Source organism: Domibacillus sp. F004 (assembly GCF_057814295.1).
Genome location: NZ_JBVATB010000001.1, coordinates 902,263 through 920,422, shown reverse-complemented (window position 1 = coordinate 920,422; position 18,160 = coordinate 902,263). Strand labels below are relative to the sequence as shown.

16 protein-coding genes and 2 riboswitches are annotated in these 18,160 nt (G+C 40.2%); all 16 genes read right to left on the bottom strand.

The window, feature by feature from the left end:
• Nucleotides 1-118: 118 nt before the first annotated feature.
• Nucleotides 119-1,609: an aminomethyl-transferring glycine dehydrogenase subunit GcvPB gene (gene gcvPB, locus ACZYRN_RS04845; RefSeq protein WP_488910370.1), complete on the bottom strand. Its 1,491-nt coding sequence runs from the start codon at nucleotides 1,607-1,609 to the stop codon at nucleotides 119-121.
• Nucleotides 1,602-2,954: an aminomethyl-transferring glycine dehydrogenase subunit GcvPA gene (gene gcvPA, locus ACZYRN_RS04840; RefSeq protein ID WP_488910369.1), complete on the bottom strand. Its 1,353-nt coding sequence runs from the start codon at nucleotides 2,952-2,954 to the stop codon at nucleotides 1,602-1,604. The genes gcvPB and gcvPA overlap by 8 nt, the downstream gene beginning before the upstream one ends.
• A gap of 1 nt (nucleotide 2,955) precedes the next feature.
• Nucleotides 2,956-3,351, bottom strand: a complete 396-nt coding sequence (gene gcvH, locus ACZYRN_RS04835; RefSeq protein WP_488910368.1) for a glycine cleavage system protein GcvH — start codon at nucleotides 3,349-3,351, stop codon at nucleotides 2,956-2,958.
• A 49-nt stretch (nucleotides 3,352-3,400) separates the two neighbouring features.
• Nucleotides 3,401-4,513 (bottom strand): glycine cleavage system aminomethyltransferase GcvT, encoded by a 1,113-nt coding sequence (gcvT, locus tag ACZYRN_RS04830; RefSeq protein ID WP_488910367.1) that lies wholly within the window; start codon nucleotides 4,511-4,513, stop codon nucleotides 3,401-3,403.
• A 14-nt stretch (nucleotides 4,514-4,527) separates the two neighbouring features.
• Nucleotides 4,528-5,409, bottom strand: coding sequence for an L-serine ammonia-lyase, iron-sulfur-dependent, subunit alpha (gene sdaAA, locus ACZYRN_RS04825; protein WP_488910366.1), 882 nt, complete (start codon nucleotides 5,407-5,409; stop codon nucleotides 4,528-4,530).
• The gene (locus ACZYRN_RS04820) at nucleotides 5,409-5,927 is read right to left on the bottom strand and encodes a serine dehydratase beta chain (RefSeq protein WP_488910365.1); all 519 of its coding nucleotides are present in this window, start codon (nucleotides 5,925-5,927) and stop codon (nucleotides 5,409-5,411) included. Before ACZYRN_RS04820 ends, sdaAA begins: the two co-directional genes overlap by 1 nt.
• 15 nt (nucleotides 5,928-5,942) lie before the next feature.
• Nucleotides 5,943-7,193, bottom strand: coding sequence for a serine hydroxymethyltransferase (gene glyA, locus ACZYRN_RS04815; RefSeq protein WP_488910364.1), 1,251 nt, complete (start codon nucleotides 7,191-7,193; stop codon nucleotides 5,943-5,945).
• Nucleotides 7,194-7,306: 113 nt separating this feature from the next.
• Nucleotides 7,307-7,390, bottom strand: a riboswitch (glycine riboswitch).
• Between the two features lie 3 nt (nucleotides 7,391-7,393).
• Nucleotides 7,394-7,494, bottom strand: a riboswitch (glycine riboswitch).
• A gap of 170 nt (nucleotides 7,495-7,664) precedes the next feature.
• Complete coding sequence (locus ACZYRN_RS04810) at nucleotides 7,665-8,066, bottom strand: cupin domain-containing protein (RefSeq protein WP_488910363.1); 402 nt, start codon at nucleotides 8,064-8,066, stop codon at nucleotides 7,665-7,667.
• 18 nt (nucleotides 8,067-8,084) lie between these two features.
• Nucleotides 8,085-9,248, bottom strand: coding sequence for an N-methyl-L-tryptophan oxidase (gene solA / locus ACZYRN_RS04805; RefSeq protein ID WP_488910362.1), 1,164 nt, complete (start codon nucleotides 9,246-9,248; stop codon nucleotides 8,085-8,087).
• A gap of 296 nt (nucleotides 9,249-9,544) precedes the next feature.
• Nucleotides 9,545-10,309 carry a DUF3891 family protein gene (locus ACZYRN_RS04800; protein WP_488910361.1) on the bottom strand — a complete coding sequence of 255 codons (765 nt, stop codon included), beginning with the start codon at nucleotides 10,307-10,309 and terminating at the stop codon, nucleotides 9,545-9,547.
• Between the two features lie 125 nt (nucleotides 10,310-10,434).
• On the bottom strand, nucleotides 10,435-10,614 hold the full coding sequence (locus tag ACZYRN_RS04795; RefSeq protein WP_488910360.1) for a response regulator: 180 nt from the start codon (nucleotides 10,612-10,614) through the stop codon (nucleotides 10,435-10,437).
• Nucleotides 10,615-10,661: 47 nt separating this feature from the next.
• The gene (locus tag ACZYRN_RS04790; protein ID WP_488910359.1) at nucleotides 10,662-12,338 is read right to left on the bottom strand and encodes a GAF domain-containing protein; all 1,677 of its coding nucleotides are present in this window, start codon (nucleotides 12,336-12,338) and stop codon (nucleotides 10,662-10,664) included.
• 259 nt (nucleotides 12,339-12,597) lie between these two features.
• The gene (locus tag ACZYRN_RS04785) at nucleotides 12,598-12,873 is read right to left on the bottom strand and encodes a ferredoxin (RefSeq protein ID WP_488910358.1); all 276 of its coding nucleotides are present in this window, start codon (nucleotides 12,871-12,873) and stop codon (nucleotides 12,598-12,600) included.
• A 38-nt stretch (nucleotides 12,874-12,911) separates the two neighbouring features.
• Nucleotides 12,912-13,928: an NAD(P)/FAD-dependent oxidoreductase gene (locus ACZYRN_RS04780; RefSeq protein ID WP_488910357.1), complete on the bottom strand. Its 1,017-nt coding sequence runs from the start codon at nucleotides 13,926-13,928 to the stop codon at nucleotides 12,912-12,914.
• A 230-nt stretch (nucleotides 13,929-14,158) separates the two neighbouring features.
• On the bottom strand, nucleotides 14,159-15,310 hold the full coding sequence (locus ACZYRN_RS04775) for an aromatic ring-hydroxylating oxygenase subunit alpha (RefSeq protein WP_488910356.1): 1,152 nt from the start codon (nucleotides 15,308-15,310) through the stop codon (nucleotides 14,159-14,161).
• A gap of 241 nt (nucleotides 15,311-15,551) precedes the next feature.
• Entirely contained in the window at nucleotides 15,552-17,984 is a 2,433-nt protein-coding gene (locus ACZYRN_RS04770) for a GcvT family protein (RefSeq protein WP_488910355.1), read from the bottom strand.
• Nucleotides 17,985-18,160: the final 176 nt, after the last annotated feature.

The following is an 18,160-nucleotide window of genomic DNA, read 5'->3' as shown; positions in this document are numbered from 1 at the left end:
TGATATATATCCAGTATTAATGTTCATTTATTTAAAACCGCCAAGAATGAAATAGTGAAAAAGTACATGCTCACTTTACTTTCATTCCCGGCGGTTTATTTTCAATCCTGAAATTAATTTATGATTTTACGATTTCTTTATCTATCTCCATCGCTTCCTCTTTTGTATAACGCAAGATTGGCTGTCTAGCTGCTTGTACTTCATCCAATCGGCCAATGACCGTTGTATGCGGCGACTCTAATACAACGTCTGGATTGTTTTCTACTTCTTTGGCGATTTGAATCATCACATCAGCAAAGGCATCCATTGTTTCTTTTGACTCTGTTTCTGTCGGCTCAATCATCAAGCATTCCTCTACATTTAGCGGGAAATAGATAGTCGGCGGATGGTAGCCGAAATCGAGCAGACGTTTTGCCATATCAAGTGTTCTTACACCTAACTTTTTCTGTTTCGACCCTGATAAAACAAATTCATGCTTACAAACTTGTGAATATGGTGCCTCAAAGTACGGCTCTAGCTTTTTGCGAAGGTAATTCGCATGAAGCACAGCACTTTCAGATACTTGACGCAACCCAACAGGTCCCATTGTACGAATATACGTGTACGCACGCACGAGGATACCGAAGTTTCCATAATACCCTTTGACACGGCCGATAGAGAGTGGATGATCAGAGTTCAATTCATACTTCTCGCCGTCTTTTTCAACACGCGGCACTGGCAAGTACGGAATGAGTTTCTCTTTCACGCCGACTGGTCCTGCACCAGGACCGCCGCCGCCATGAGGGGTTGTAAATGTTTTATGAAGATTTAAATGGACGATATCAAAGCCCATTTTACCTGGCGTTGTTTTGCCTAAAATAGCATTGGCATTTGCCCCATCATAATACAGTAAGCCGCCTGCTTCATGAACAACTTTGGCGATTTCCACAATTTCTTTTTCAAATAGACCGAGTGTATTAGGATTTGTGAGCATGAGTGCCGCTGTGTCGTGGTCCACGTGCTTCTTTAATTCTTCTACATCTACTAAACCATTTTCATTTGATGGAATGGTCACTGTTTGAAAACCGGCAACCGTCGCGCTTGCGGGATTCGTACCGTGAGCAGAGTCTGGAACAAGTACCTTCGTTCTCGTTTCTCCTTTTTCTTTAAGATACGCCTTCACCATCATGAGCCCTGTCCATTCGCCTTGAGCGCCTGCAGAAGGCTGCAGTGTCACAGCATCCATGCCTGTAATGACAGCTAATTCCTCTTGCAATTCATATAAAAGCTGAAGTGCTCCCTGTGCCGTTTCAGCTGGCTGGTAAGGATGAATGCGGCTAAAGCCTTCTAAACGCGCTACATCCTCGTTAATTTTTGGATTATACTTCATCGTGCAAGAACCAAGCGGATAAAAACCATTATCGATCCCGTGATTTTTATTGGAGAGTGCAGTATAATGGCGTACTAGCTGAAGCTCCGATACTTCCGGAAGTTCAGCCGGGATATCACGAATTAAATGTTTAGGAAATTTATCTTGCAGATCAACTTTGTTTACGTCGCTTTCCGGAAGACTGGAACCGACACGCCCTGAACGACTAATTTCAAAGATCAAATCATTATATTCAACCATTTACGCTCGCCTCCAATACATTTATAAATTGGTCAATTTCTTCTTTCGTACGCTGTTCTGTTACTGCAATGAGCATTTGATGGTCAAAGCCGTAATCATTTCCTAAATCAAATCCGCCGATGATTCCTTGCTCAAGAAGCTTTGTATTAACTTCCTTAACTGGACGAGGAAGGTCTACAACGAATTCATTAAAGAAAGGTGCTTCATTCGTAACAACAAATCCTTTTTCCTGCAGACGTTTTGCCATATAATCCGCTTTCTCTATATTCAGCTGTGCCATATCGCGGATTCCCTGCTTTCCAAGTGCTGTCATGCAGATGGAAGAAGCAAGAGCATTCAATGCCTGATTAGAACAAATATTAGAGGATGCTTTATCACGACGAATATGCTGCTCACGCGCTTGCAGTGTTAAGACAAATCCACGTTTGCCTTGCTCATCTGCCGTTTGTCCTACAATACGCCCCGGCACTTTGCGCATAAATTTTTTAGTAACCGCAAAATATCCACAGTGCGGACCGCCAAAGGACATTGGTATCCCTAATGGCTGCATATCCCCGACAACGATATCTGCCCCTAGCTTACCTGGTGCCTGTAATTGTGCCAGTGACAATGGATTGGCACTAACAATGAAAAGGGCACCTGTTGTATCTGCGATATTTTTAATTTCTGCTAAGTCTTCGATCGATCCGAAGAAGTTTGGGTATTGAACAATCACAGCAGCCGTGTCTTTATCGATTTGGGCCTGCAGGCTTTCCAAATCTGTACAGTCACCTGCTAAATTTATCTCTTCGACTGTATAGCCCGGACCTCCCGCAACTGTGTTTAAGATCGCCCGTGACTCAGGATGAACAGCTTTAGAAACAAGTACTTTCGAACGCCGCGTAGACGCAACGGCAAGTGATGCAGCTTCTGCAAGAGAAGTAAAGCCATCGTACATAGAAGAGTTGGCAACATCCATTCCCGTTAGCTCACAAACCATCGTTTGAAATTCAAAAATGGCTTGTAATTCCCCTTGGCTGATTTCCGGCTGGTACGGAGTATAAGCTGTATAAAACTCAGAGCGGGAAATCATATGGTTCACTACACTTGGAATGTAATGATCATACGTGCCGGCTCCAAGAAAAATTGGGTATTCGTTAGCATTTTTATTTTGCGATGCAAGCTTATGCATCTTTTTCATCAACTGCGGTTCAGGAATGGCGTCTGGAATATTTAACTCTTCCTTCAGACGAATCTCGGGAGGGATATCTCCAAACAGCTCATCTACTGAAGAAATATCTAAAAAGGCTAACATTTCCTCTTGATCTTGTTTTGTATCTGGGAGATATCTGTATGTCTCTGTCATCTTAGGCATCTCCTTTACTAATAAATTCCTTGTAATCCTCTTCACTTAAAAGCGATTCTAATTCTTCTGGATTGGACATTTCCACTTCTACTAACCAGCCTGCTTCGTACGGCTGTTCGTTAATTGTCTCAGGTGTATCTCCCAGCTCCTCATTTACACCGACAACTTTACCTGATACAGGTGAATAAAGTTCAGAAGCGGTTTTCACTGACTCGATGGTACCCATTGTTTCATTCGCTGTTACTTCATCATCCATTTCCGCACTCTCCACAAAGACGATATCACCTAATTGCTTTTGGGCAAAATCGGAAATACCGATACGCACTCGATTTTCGTCCAATTGTAGTACCCACTCATGATCCTTGCTATATAACAAGCTTGAAGTCGTTTTTACCATTGTTTTCTCTCCCTTTCCCGCATTAATATTTCTGCAGTTTTTAAAATTTTTATGAGCCTTTTTTATAAAACGGTGCTTTTACAACGACAGCATCAATTCTTTTGTTCCGGATTTCAACTTGCAGCTGTGTTCCCAACTCCGTATGTTCTGTCGATACTAATGCCAGACCTAAATTTTTCTGTATTGACGGTGAGCGTGTTCCGGATGTAATAGAACCAATTTCCTTTTCTCCGGAAAACACTTTGTATCCGTGACGAGGGATGCCTCTTCCTGTTACTTCAATCCCTACTAACTTTCGTTTTAACCCTTCTTCTTTTTGAGCTATCAGGGCTGCCTTGCCGATGAAATCACTTTCTTTGTTCATTTTGACAGCAAAACCTACTCCTGCTTCAAGCGGACTGATTTTACTTGTAAGCTCCTGGCCATATAGTACAAGGCGTGCTTCAAGACGAAGTGTATCACGCGCACCAAGGCCACATGGTATTAAGCCATCTGCCTTTCCCGCTTCTAAAAGCTTCTCCCAAAGTGATTCGGCCTTGTCCGCTGCCAGATAAAGTTCAAAACCATCCTCTCCCGTATAGCCAGTGCGAGATACAAGCACGTCTATAATGCCGTCTACATTGACATGTTGAGCAAAGCGGAAAATACCGATTTCAGATAAATGAACCTCTGTAAGTTTTTGTAAGATGCTCTCTGCTTTTGGGCCTTGGATGGCGAGCAAAGCAATTTCACTTGATCTATTTTCGAGCTTTACGTCTCCTTCTGCATGCTGCTTCATCCAATCAAAATCTTTTTCAATGTTTGATGCATTAATGACGAGTAAATATTTCTCATTCTCTAGCTTATAAACTAACAAATCATCGATCGTTCCACCGTCCGGATAGCACATGGCTGTATACTGTGCTTGGTTGACTTGAATCTTTGTTACATCATTCGTCACCAGGTAGTTAAGGTATTTCTCTGCATCTTTTCCTTCTACGAGCACTTCCCCCATATGAGAAACATCAAAAAGCCCAGCTTCCTTTCGAACGGCCTCATGTTCTTCTAAAATGCTTGAAAATTGTACTGGTAGTTCCCAGCCACCAAAATCAATGACCTTTGCACCGTACTTTTTATAGACTTCAAAAAGTGGTGTTCGCTTTAATACTGTTTCTGTATTCATTGATACACCTCCGATTAAGTTTTCCTGCAAAATAACTCTTCTTTTACCTTTTTACCTGTTTCCGTCATAGCAAGACCGCCAAGTGCTGTTTCTCTAAGTGTTCTTGGCATTTCCTTTCCAATCTTGTACATAGCTCCAATCACTTCATCGCATGGAATGCGGCTTTCGATACCGGCAAGAGCTAGATCCGCCGCCGCAAAGGCAATCGATGTACCTATGACATTTCGCTTAATGCAAGGTACTTCAACAAGTCCCGCAACGGGATCACAAACTAAGCCTAAAAGTGATTTCATCGCAATGGCTGTTGCATGTACGGCTTGTTCTGGTGTTCCGCCTTTTAATTCAACGATCGTTCCTGCAGCCATGGCTGTGGCAGAACCGACCTCTGCCTGGCACCCTCCTGCAGCCCCTGAAATAAACGAACGGTTTGCAATCACATAACCAAGCATACTTGCCGTAAACAATCCCATAACTAAATCTTTATAGGGGGTACCGTCATTTTTGTGAAGCGAAAACAATACGCCCGGCAAAATTCCTGCGGCGCCGGCAGTCGGAGTGGCTACGATGACCCCCATCCGTGCATTACTTTCAGATGTTGCCATCGAGAAAGTCATCGCGTTACTAATATAATTGCCTGTAAGTGATTTCCCTGAACGTTCATAATCACTCATTTTCACAGCATCACCACCGGAAATACCACTCGGTGCAGCAGAAGTGTCTTTTCTACCACTATCAACTGCTTCCTTCATTTTGATTAACCGTTCTTCCATCATGCTGATAATGGTTTCTTTATCTCTCCCTGACTTTTCGGCTTCCATCATCAGCATAATTTCACCAATTGTTTTTTGTTCACTTTCACAAGCTTTAATGAGTTCTTTCATTGACCGGATTTCCATCATACATCTCCCATAAGAACTTTTCTCTTCCTATATTGTGGATATTTTTCGGCCAACGCAGCAAAGTCTTCGCTTGTACTTAAACGTATATCTACCGTCTTGTTATCAATCATAAATACTTTGGATAAGCCTCCCCCAAGAGATGCTCCACCAACTTTTACAACATTCTCCCCCCGCTTTGCTGTCACAATTGTTGTATTTGGATGCTCAAAATGCACACAATTGTCTTCGAGATTTAAGGTATAGTCAAGCCCTTGCCCGTATGCCAGCTCAAGCGCATATTTAATTCTTGAATCATCTGTATCCATCCCGAGCAGCCCGCCAAGTAAAGCCTTATTTGTCCCGTGCCCTTGGTAGGTTTGTGCGAAAGAATCATAGAAAATAATGTTCGCCTCTTTCGGACAACCGCCTAAGAGTTCATGTATAAACCTGCCAATAGATACAACACCGGCTGTATGAGAACTAGATGGTCCTACCATGATTGGTCCGATAATGTCAAAGCAACTTTGAAATTCCATGATAATTCCCCTTTCTTACACATTAATTGGGTGTTGAAATAAGGGATACACTTCACAAATAGATTTTGTTGTTTCTTTTGCCTTTTCTAGAACAACTGAATCCCCTTTGCTCTTCAAAACAGCCGAGATGACTTTCGCAATTTGCACCATTTCTTCCTTTTTCATTCCGCGTGTTGTTAATGCCGCTGTGCCCATACGGACTCCGCTTGTCACAAACGGGCTTTTTGGATCATATGGAATCGTATTTTTATTGACAGTAATTCCTGCCTCTTCAAGCAGCTTCTCTGCTTCTTTTCCCGTTAAGTCCCACGGGCGTACATCCAGTAACACAATATGATTATCTGTTCCGCCGGAAACAAGGACAGCTCCTTCTTTCTTTAATGCTTCACCAAGTGCTGCAGCATTTTCAATGACTTGTCTGGCATATTCTTTAAAGCTTGGCTGCAATGCTTCTTTGAAGGCAACAGCTTTGGCTGCAATAATGTGCATCAACGGTCCGCCTTGAATCCCTGGGAATACCGCTTTATTGATCGCTTTCATCATTTCTTCATCATTTGTTAAGATAATGCCGCCGCGCGGACCTCTCAATGTTTTATGTGTGGTGCTCGTCACAACATCTGCATACGGTATTGGTGATGGATGAAGCCCCGCTGCCACAAGGCCTGCAATATGGGCCATATCCACCATCAATTTTGCCCCAACTTTGTCGGCAATTTCTTTAAAACGGGCAAAGTCGATCGTTCTTGGATAAGCGCTCGTTCCGGCAATAATTAATTTTGGTCTTTCTTTTTTAGCGATGGCTTCCAGCTCGTCATAATCAATCATTTGTGTATCTTCTCTTACGCCATAAGATACAACCTCAAACCATTTTCCTGAAATGCTGACAGGACTTCCGTGAGTTAAATGTCCGCCGTGTGAAAGGTTCATTCCCATGATTTTGTCGCCAGGCTGAAGCAGCGCATAAAAAACAGCGAGGTTTGCTTGGGCACCAGAGTGAGGCTGAACATTTGCATACTTTGCATGAAACAGCTCAGTCAAACGTTCAATCGCTGCTTGTTCTGCAACATCAACAAATTCACATCCACCGTAATAACGCTTCCCTGGAAGACCTTCTGCATATTTGTTCGTCATCACGCTTCCCATTGCTTCTAATACATCTTCGCTGACAAAGTTTTCTGATGCGATCAACTCGAGTGTTTGATGTTGACGATTTTTTTCCTGCTCAATCGCTTCAAAAATTGTTGAATCATTTTTTTGTAAACTCACTCTTATTCCTCCTTATCGTTTCATTTTTCTCTAGATTGTTGCAGTAAACATTCATACACTATTCCTTTTCCGTATGTAAAAAAGGACAGAAAAGGGTAGTAATTCCTCCCCGTCTCTGTCCTTTTACCTGAGAGTTTGACTTCATTTACAGTGAAGTTTTCCCCTTTGGTGGCGTGTTATAAACGCTCTCTCCAGAGGTGCGTCCTGTTGCAGTTCATCTACCTGAGAGATTAGTTCCAAGGGTATTTTTGGAACTTGCTCCTTCGGTGGCATTACTTCTACGCTCTCCCACAACAATCATCCGCGCCATATTGAATTGTCATTATGTCCAAATAAAACAGAAGGATCTTTGTTAAATAAATTACTTGCGACTGCTCGATTTATGAAATTTGTTCCTTTAGTTTCAATGTTCCTATTACAGAATGTATAATTGCCTATCCCACTCATTATTCCCTGAGCGGGATCGAGTTGTTATAAATAAGATGGATTAGCCTCTACATTTTTAAAATAAACAGCTTCCCCATCACTTTCTCCATCAAAAATAACGGTTGTCTTAGGAGAGAAGATTAAAACGTCCCCCACTTCACCTACGTATTTATTTCCTTGGACATCACGCACAACCATTTTTCCTTTTGTCACTACTTTAATTTCGATAAAATCAAATTCTGCTGAATAATCTACTGAAGGTTGCAAGGCAAAATAACCCAATGTTAATACTTCTTTTTTGTCTGTGAGAGGCACATCCAGAATTTGTCCCTTTAGTTCCGGTGTTCTCCGCAGCTCACTTAACTCATTTAAATTGTACGTACCTGCTTTAAGCAACTGAATTCCTGGCTTTTCACACAATAGTTTTGATTCGGTTTTTTGACTCATTTTATTATCCACCTTCTATTAGATAGTTGTTTTCTGCTTTAAAGCAGGTCGATTTATGGAAAAGATCGAAATATCATGTTCCGTTTTACCAGTTGTAGCTAATTGGCTTAATGTTTCCCCAACTACGCTTGAGAATTTAAACCCATGGCCAGAGAAGCCAGCAGCAATCACTACATTAGAGTGCTCTGGGTGTACATCGATAACGAAGTGCTCATCCGGTGTTTTTGTGTACATGCAGACTGCGCCTCTTTTTAACTCACCATTTGCTCCTTGCATATACTCGCCCAAGAACTCGCGGAGGTTGTTTTCATCCTCTGGATAAACGCCAAACTCACGGTTAATGGTATCTGGGTCGATTTGCTGGCCATAAGTATGATAGCCAATTTTTAATCCGCATCCGCCGAAGCTCGGGAATCCATAATAGATGCCTTTTGGCACTTCAACCATGAAAGCCGGGAAGTCGATATCATTGCTGTATTTTGATTCATCGGATTCAAAGAAACCTACAACTTGACGGTATGGCTGTAATGGAATGTTAATGTTTAGCTTAGAAAGAAGTTTGCTGTTCCAAGCTCCCATGCTGACGATTAATTTATCAGCTGTATAAGAGCCTTTTGCTGTTTGGATTTTAACTAAGTCCGGTGAAATTTCGAAATCCTCCACTGGTGTATAAGTTAAAACTTTGGCACCGTGCGCTTCAGCCAACTCGCGGTAAGCACGAATACAGTTTTCGCTGAACAATACGCCTGAGTTTGGCTCGAAGATCGCATTGTAATTCTCAGGAACAGCAACACCTGGCCAGCGCTTATTGATTTCATCACCTTCAAGTAAATCAACAGTCAAGGAATGTTCCTTTGCAGCTTCCATCGTTTCTGCCACGAAATCTGATTCGCCTTTAGGTCCGAATACTAACACACCTGTTTTTGTAAAGATTTTATGGTGTGTTGCATTTTCTAGTTCATACCATAACTCTTGTGATCTTAAAGCAAATGGCACATACTCTCTTCCCTCACCGTAAGCATGGCGGATAATGCGTGTGTCACCGTGATGGCTGCCATTTGTATGCGGCGGGTCGAATGAATCCACCAACAATGTTTTAACTCCTTGTTTTGCTAAATAGTAACCCGCGGCCATCCCCATTGAACCGGCGCCGACCACAATCACTTCAAAATGTGTGCTCATAACAGTCCCCCCAAAGTTTGTTCATCTAGTTATTAATTTTTTCCCTTGCAGAACCCCTGCATTAAATGCAACTCATTTCACTGTTCAAACGACTGTTTTTTAATCGCTTACCAAAATTGAATTTTGAATATTTAAATAATTTATGGTGTACATGTAGCATACAGCCTTTCATTATGTGTAACAATTGTGTATTTTTGCTTAATATTTTCGCTTTAAAAAAGAATTGTTGTGCATGGTGTACAAAAATAAGTAATAATATGCTGTTCCTTTCTTATAAGATACAGCTCTAAATCATCCTATACTAAAGTAAACGTTCTTTCTTTCCATTTTGTACTCCTATAGGCTTTTGCAATTCCCCACTGACGAATATTTTCTTTCGTTACTTCCCTTACTTTAATGGATACAACGGCAGGTGAAGATAAAGGAAAAGGACGCAGAGATACCTGCTTTGAATTGATCCACTTTGCGATGATCTTATGTCCATCTGTAAACGGGAAACTTTCCCGAAATCCATCTTTAAACCAAGGGATTTCTTCCGTCTTGGGGGTTCCAGGTTCTTGCATGCACAAATATAAAGAGAGAGCATCACAAAATTGGATCATTGGAAGGTGAATGTTTAATAGATCTTCTTTATGAGCTTCAAAGAGGTTCAATTGTTCCATCAAACGGTGCTGCCTGGCTTTTTCCTGTCTAGAGAATTCAATGGCGTCAATCTCCTTGGCCCCTACTAAAAAGAAACAATAGTGCAAACTGCACAGTAATCCGGCATACGGGGACTGCCTTTCAACTTCATCAATTCCTTTTTTATAAAAGGTAAGCCGAGGGACTAGAGGAAAATCGATAAAGGAGTACGGTTCCTTGACCTGATCATTCCAAAAAGGAGTTTCATCCAAATCGATCCAACCACGGTCATGTTGAGCTATAGCAAACGTAACCTCATCCCATCGCTCGGTTTCATTAATATAAGCAGGATTCCAATGCCTGAAGATGTCCCCTGAAAGCAAGCCGTGACGATGTTGTGGTATCATTACCCAATCATGTTCTCTCTCATAGATAATCAAGCTATCACTCCATTTTCTACAGTATTTTATGTTGTTTCCTCTACTATATTTACAAAGTTAGCACTCACATAAGTTTTCTATTTGCAATCATTTCCCCTCCTATCCCGAAGAAAAAATCCTTACATCTACCTGTATAACCAGATCCATATAATCGAAAATAGCTGTTTTAAATTGACTGGTTTACTACTACAATCAGAAGCATAGGCCTCAATACATTGCTTTCGATCATTTTTTATTGCTTTGGCTGTCAGGACAATAATTGGAGGATCTCGGAACTCGGGCATTTGACGAATTACCCGAATCATCTCAAAACCATCCATTTCGGACATCATGATATCCATAATAACGAGATCTATATTTCGACTTCTTTTATCTGCTGTTCTGCATTTTCATATGGCTCTTCAAGTTGTTCATTAACGGTTCTTAACTTCTCTTGCTGGAATTGAAGCTCTTCCGATTGGCTCTGTAATTCTTCCGTTAAAGCCTGTGATTCTTGAAGTAGCTTTTCTACTTGCATATGCCTTAAAATACTTTGTATGTTAATACCAAGATTGCCCATTATTTCTTGCAGTAACACTTCTTCTAGATGACTAAATGATTCAAATGAGGCTAATTCAATAACAGCCACTACCTCTTCTTGGAATTCTGCTGGAATAACTGTTACATGGGATGGCCGTGCCGAACCTAGACCAGACGTAATTTTTATATAGTCTTCTGGAATTTGATTGAGTGAAATCATGCGGTTCTCTAGTGCACACTGGCCAACGATCCCTTCCCCTAAACGAAAGCTTTTAGCACCGACATCTTGTTGGTTATCGGCATAGGCAGCAAGTTTCTGAAAGCTTCTCTTATCTTCCTTTACATAGATGACGCCATATGTTGCCCGTACCATAGGAGTAATCTTTGTAATAAGTTGATGGGCTAACGTCTCTACATTATCTATTCCAGGATACATAGTCGCGATTTCAGCAATTTTCGTTTTTAACCAGCTTTGTTCCTCTGCACCATCTTTTAAATTCATCAGTTCAATCTGTACTATTTCTAGTTCTTCCGTTCTCTCTTTGAGTTTACGAACTAATATTCCATTTTCAAAAATGGTAATTACTTGTCGAATAATAATTAAACACAGAAGAACTGCTCCACCGATAAAAAAACTTAAAATGGCTTCTTTTTTGATCAATGCAAGAAATAATAAAATGATTAAGCTTAAGAATGGTAATATCGTTTGACTAATGTAAAATAGTTTTGATAAGTTATTTTCTTTTCGAGGTGCATCGTTAACTTTTCCACTAAAAAAACTGGAAAGGCCTATTAACAAAAGACAAACGTTCCATATCGGAGTTAAATATGTAATATCCCCATTATACGTGTGATATATAGACTGATATACATAATAGGTTTCAGCAATTGTATAAAAAGTTATTCCTGTCGTATTTAAAATTAATAAAACATGTGGAAATAATGAATTAGAAGAGAGGATTAGCAAAAAAACACCAAGTAATGTACCTAAAACAGCTACTGGATAACTTAATGAAATGACAAGTTCAAATATTGAGGATGCTTCAGATAATAACGGATTTAAGAAATAAACCCAACTAATGGTTGTTAATACAGTCATCATGATAAAGCAGTCAAAAAAGACTTGAATCGTACGATATTTTTTCCCTGTTACATATACTTTGTAAAAAACAGCAATGCTATATATAAATACAAATAAATTATAAAACAAATTGGCCCATCCAGGAAAAGGATCATCTATTCCTAAATAAGATTCACGGTACCTCCATATTAACTCACCAATAAAATAACTAAAACACCCTATAAAAATAATAACCCAAAAGTTTTTCTCCTCTTTTTCCTTTATCCGTTGTAAAGAGCTTCTTATAAACATAAGTGTAAGCAAAGGGCCTGTAATAGCTATAATACTCCCTACTAATTTCAAATCGGACCATAGTAAAATCCATGTATAGTAAATAAAAACATATATGACAGCAATCATAATTGACTGTTTTTTTTGTAATAGAATCACTAGTCATCACCTTTCTATCAAGCTTTGTTCTGATAAACATTCGTTTAATTAATTATTAAAGACATCACACGTATCGATTATGAATAATCTTCCATAAACAAACGACAAAAAGGGACGCACTCTTATAAAATGTAAGTTCTACCAAACATTTAAAAAAGAGGTGCCCCCGATGAAAAAGAATACCGTATTCCCAAGCTTAATCTAAAAGTTCCTCCATAATACTTTATTAACAAGAATTACACTTAAATCCAAATCTTCATTATTCACTATGTGCTCGAACGATCGGACATTCAAATTTATTTGCGTTACCATCAAACGGCTCTTCAGCAACTTTAACAGATTCCGTTGGGCATCCTTCAAATGCATCGATCATATCTTCATGAAGCATCTCAGGAACTTCAATCATCCCTTCATTGTCATCTAGTTTTACGAAAGCAATTCCCTCATCATCATAATCATAAATGTCAGGGGCAGCTGCTCCACAAGTTCCACAGGCGATGCACGTTTCTTTATCAATCATTGTGTACTTCCCCATAAAGACCCCCTACTTAGAATTTTAAATCTTCATCTGATTTAACTCGTTGTAGCTAAATTGGCTGTTTCCAAATTCATGGATGAACTATGACCTGGCTGTAATTTAGCTTCAGGATCGATATAGGCTTTTGCGTTATTAACTGCTGTAGGAGCTTCCCCAAATCCAACGGCAATTAACTTCACTTTCCCCGGATACGTCGTAATGTCTCCTGCCGCGTAAATACCTGGAATTGTTGTTTCCATTTTTGAGTTAACAACGATGCTTCCTTTTTGGATTTCTAATCCCCACTCTTTAATAGGACCAAGAGATGATTTAAACCCAAAATTAACGATGACCGTATCCACATCAATGATTTTTTCTTCTTGCGTTTTGCTGTTAGAGATGACGAGCTTCTCTATCCGTTCACTCCCTATAAGATCCTTTACTTCATAAGGTGTTAACATGTTTACATTCGAATTTCTAAGGGTTTCCACACTGTGCTCATGAGCCCGAAACTTATCCCGGCGATGAACAATATGGACTTCTTCAGCGATGGATTCTAACATAAGTGCCCAATCAACGGCAGAATCTCCGCCGCCGATTACCACTACTTTTTGATTAGCAAACTTATTCATGTCATCAACAAAATAATGAAGGTTCTTGCCTTCAAATGTTGCTGCTTTAGAATGTTCGAGTCGTGTCGCTTCAAAGGCACCTACACCAGCTGTTAGAATGATCGCTTTTGAAAAGTGAATCCCTTTGTCTGTGATCATTTCAAAATGATCATCGAGTTTTTTAATATATTGAACACGTTCCTCTAAACAAACAGTCGGATTAAATTGAAAGGCTTGTTCTTTTAAAGCGTTTACCATTTCTTTAGCACGTACTTTTGGATACCCAGCTATGTCGTATATAAATTTCTCCGGATAAAGGGCAGCTAATTGCCCACCCAATTGCGGAAGACTCTCTATTATTTTTACGTTACATTGACGCATTCCTCCGTAAAAGGCGGTGAATAAACCGGTAGGTCCTCCACCGACAATCGTAAGATCAAAAATTTGTTCATTCTTGTCCATTTCATTCCCTCCTTATAAAGTGCTTTACTCCGTATGACCATGCAGTGTACAAATCTGCACAACATATAGACAGATTTTATAGGTATAAGTAATTAGCCAAGATGCCTGTATTCTCAGGGTCTTGGCTGTACCGACTAGGTTAAAGCTGTTTATATTTCTGTAAAATTCCGAATATTTTTTGTAATCCTCCTACTGAAGTGATACTTCAATCTAGAGGTTGCCAAACTCGATTATTCGTCTTTCATACCGATGGATTCTAAAACATAGTTATAAAATTTAGAAACATGATTTTCAATTGGAACTAAGATTCCACCATTTTTATATGCTTTTGATCCCATGTTATCTTGACACCATTGACAAGCTTCGAAATCCTGTTCATTCACGCGATGGAATAGCTCAACCGCATCCATTGGTTCAAAATCTGGTTTTGCCATTTCTTCCGGATCAAATAGCCAGTCACAAATGACAATTGATCTGTCCGTATCAATCGGAATGATATGGTGAACAATGACATGATCCGGTGTTAAGTTAATGAATACATGAGGAGTCATCGTCATGCCGTAATAGATACGGTCATCTTCTGGAAGTAATCCTTTTAACATCGGACGAACGCCTTTCCCACTTATGGAGAAAGAATCTAGACCTTTATTTAAATTCGCCCCTAGACCCACTTGATTTTGCGTACCGACACCTGATTTGAATTCAGGAAAGGCCGCTGTTAATTCAGGATGAATCGCCGAACAATGGTAACATTCCTGGAAGTTTTCTACAATGAGCTTCCAGTTTGCTTTCACATCATACTCTTTACGATGGGCGACTCTTAGATCTTGAATTTGGTATCTAGCCAATGTCTCAAGCTCACCAAAACGCTCCATAATTTGTGTATCTAATTGTTCCTCAAGGGGCTCTGGATTTTCTGAAAAGTTCAACCAAATCATTCCATGCCACGTTTGAAGGTGTACTTTTTCTAAGCCGTAATTGTCATTATTAACTAACTCTTCACGGCATCCACTCGATTTTGGAACTCCAGCTAAGGAACCATCAAGCCCATAACTCCAAGAGTGGTAAGGACAGCGGAATACCCCTGCCTTCCCAGAAGACTCGCTGCAAAGTGTTGCTCCACGATGACGGCAAACATTTAAGAACGCACGCAGCACACCGTCTTTGCCTCTAGTAATCAGAATATTTTCGTTATTAATCCTAGTTGTGATATACCGGCCTGGCTCTGCTGCCTCATATTCATAATGACCAACAAAAAGCCACGATTCCCCAAAAATATTCTTTTTCTCTAACTCAAAGATCTCAGGAGATGTATATAATTCTCCTTTTAATGTAGATTTGATTCTACCTTTTTCAGTTACAACACTTTGATCCATTGCCATCTATAACTCCTCCTTCGTTTTTTAAAATATTTAACCAAAACATGTATAAGCTGTCTTGATATGCAAAACGCTGCTGGCCTAAGAAAGCAATTGGATGGTGTTCACTAAGCCTGCTAAAATTTCTCCTACAACACTAGCAAACTTAACTCCATGCTAGCCTGTACTACCCATCGCTTCTAAACCTATGACCATGACATTATTGTCGGCATGTTAGTCCTTCTAGCTCTATTTCCTTTATTAGTTAGTTAGTCATCGCAGTGGATTTGGTCATCATTTTGGCTGTGTAACGTTGTCCAAAGTATTCAATACTTAATTCGCTCCCTTTATTTACAGACTTAGGTGATAACAGCGCATATACTATTCCTTTACCTATGTTGTATTCATATCCAGCGCTTGTCACAAATCCAGCAGCCTTATCTCCATCAAACACTGGTTCATACCCCATCACAACGATTGACGGATCATCCAGTAGTAATGTAGTTAACAATCGTTTAGGACCCTTTTCGTTACGGTCAATCAATGCTTCTTTCCCGATGAACGTTTGTTTATTAAGATCGACCATATGATCAAGTCCCACTTCATATGGATCATGTTCACTCCAGAAGTCTTTCCCGTTTCTTAATGAAAGAGATTCGATCCGAAGATTTTCAAGGGCTCGGTCACCTACAGGAATGAGCTGATATTCGCGTCCTGCTTCAACTAGTGCGTCCCATAGCTGTAATCCTTGATCAGAAGTTGTGAAAAACTCCCATCTTTCTGTACCTGCATAGGAATCGTACACAGCAAGGACCGGAACATTTCCAATAAATACTTCTTTGGCTCTCCCCATCTCCCACTCACTTCTTACAAATATCTGGGGATCAAGAGAATGCATAATCTCGCTCGCTTTTGCACCTATTACACCAAGGCCGCACATTCCAGCTGTTAGATCTTGGATCACAATCCGGCTTGATACTGGTAATTGTTTTCTTATCCAGCTTGCTTCAACTGCCCCTGTACAAAGAACAAAGAATGTTGAAGCTGCTGTACGAATGACCTTTATTTCATCTTTTATACCTGCTAACTCATGCAGCATCAATGTACTCGTCACATGCCCGATTGGAACATCCATATTGCTAGTTGTCAGTTGTTGTAAAAACTCAAGTGCTCCTTCACCACGGACTTCCAACCGCTTTTTCACTGCTGTTCCATCGTAAAGTCCAGCATGTTGACGTGTATGAAGTTGCTCAGCCTCGATAATTGGTGACCAATATTCCGCTGCCCATCCTTCCCGCTTTAAAATGGTTTTTTCATATTTTGCAACGAGCCAATCATTTGCTTCATACCATTGCGGCTGCTCCCAGCCAGATTTTTCGTTAAAATAAGCCCCGAATGTTTTTTGACGTATATAATATGGACTTACACGCATGTCGCGCGATGTTTCCGGTGGCATGAACGGATGATGAACATCGTATACTTTTTCATAATTTTCAATCGAACGCTTTTTATAATAAGCCGGGCTCTGTGCGTAAGTGTCAAAACGATTAATATCACATAACTCTAAATCAAGGGTCGGCGCTCCATTTATAATCCATTCAGCCATTTGTTTGCCAACACCAGCAGAATGAGTTACCCAAATAGCTTCTGCCACCCAAAATCCACGTACTTTTTGTGATTCTCCTAGTAAGGGCATTCCATCAGGTGTAAATGAGAAGATCCCATTTATTCCTCTTTTCACGCCTGCTTGTTTTAACCCTGGAATGAGTTTTTGAGCATCTTGCCAAGGCTTTTCAAAAAAATCTTCAGGTGTAAACGGCTTTACAGATGGCATCTCTTTTGCTTCACCGTATTTCGTGATTTCACTGACCTCGACAGGCAATGGGCGGTGCTGATAAGAACCAATACCTATTCCATTGAATACTTGGCGAAAATACATAGCATTGTCTTGATCGCGGATAAGCGGCGCTGTTACTTCTTCAGTTTCGTCAGCTAATTCTTGTAAATCATTCGAAAAAACATATTGATGAGCGATTGGTTGAAGAGGAATAGTGACTCCTACCATTTCTCCAATGCGCGGTCCCCAGAATCCTGCACAGCAAATAATCAAGTCAACTTCAAATCTTCCAGCACTTGTTTCCACTGCCTTTACTTGACCATCCACAACCTCGATGTCCGTTACTTCTGTATGGCCGTAAAATTTAGTCCCGCATGATTCCACAAAACTAGCCATTTCGTCAATTGCACGAAGTGGTTTGGCAATTCCATCTGACGGTACATACAGTCCACCTAAGATGTTGTCTGGATTGATTAGCGAATTTTTTTGAGCACATTCTTCTGGAGTAAGAACACTTGCCTCCATTCCCCATGATCTTCCTACACCTGCTTTTCGTTTCAAATCTTCTAACCGTTCCTCTGTATTGGCAACTTCAAGACTCCCTACCGAATAGAAAGAAGGTTGATCTTCATTACTTAATTCTTTAAAAGCCTCTACTGTTTGATTAGCTAATGTTGTCAGCACTTTAGAAAAGCTAAGTTGAAACACAAGCCCTGGAGCATGTGATGTGGATCCCCCTGTTTCAAATAACGGACCTTGTTCAATAACTGTGATGTTTCGTTGCCCCATTTTGTTCAAATAATAAGCGGTACTACATCCAACAATACCGGCTCCAATGATGATAATTTTCTTTTGCTCCATCACTTTTCATCCCACTTCCTTTGGATAACTATAGTAAACAGTGTCGTTATCCTTATTATTTTTATGGGTCATCAATTCCATTTACATCTACAATTACTCCTTTAAGATCAGCAGCTTATTATCCCCCCATCTTTAGACCTTTTTATGTAACCGTTTTCAATAGTATTTAAAATTCG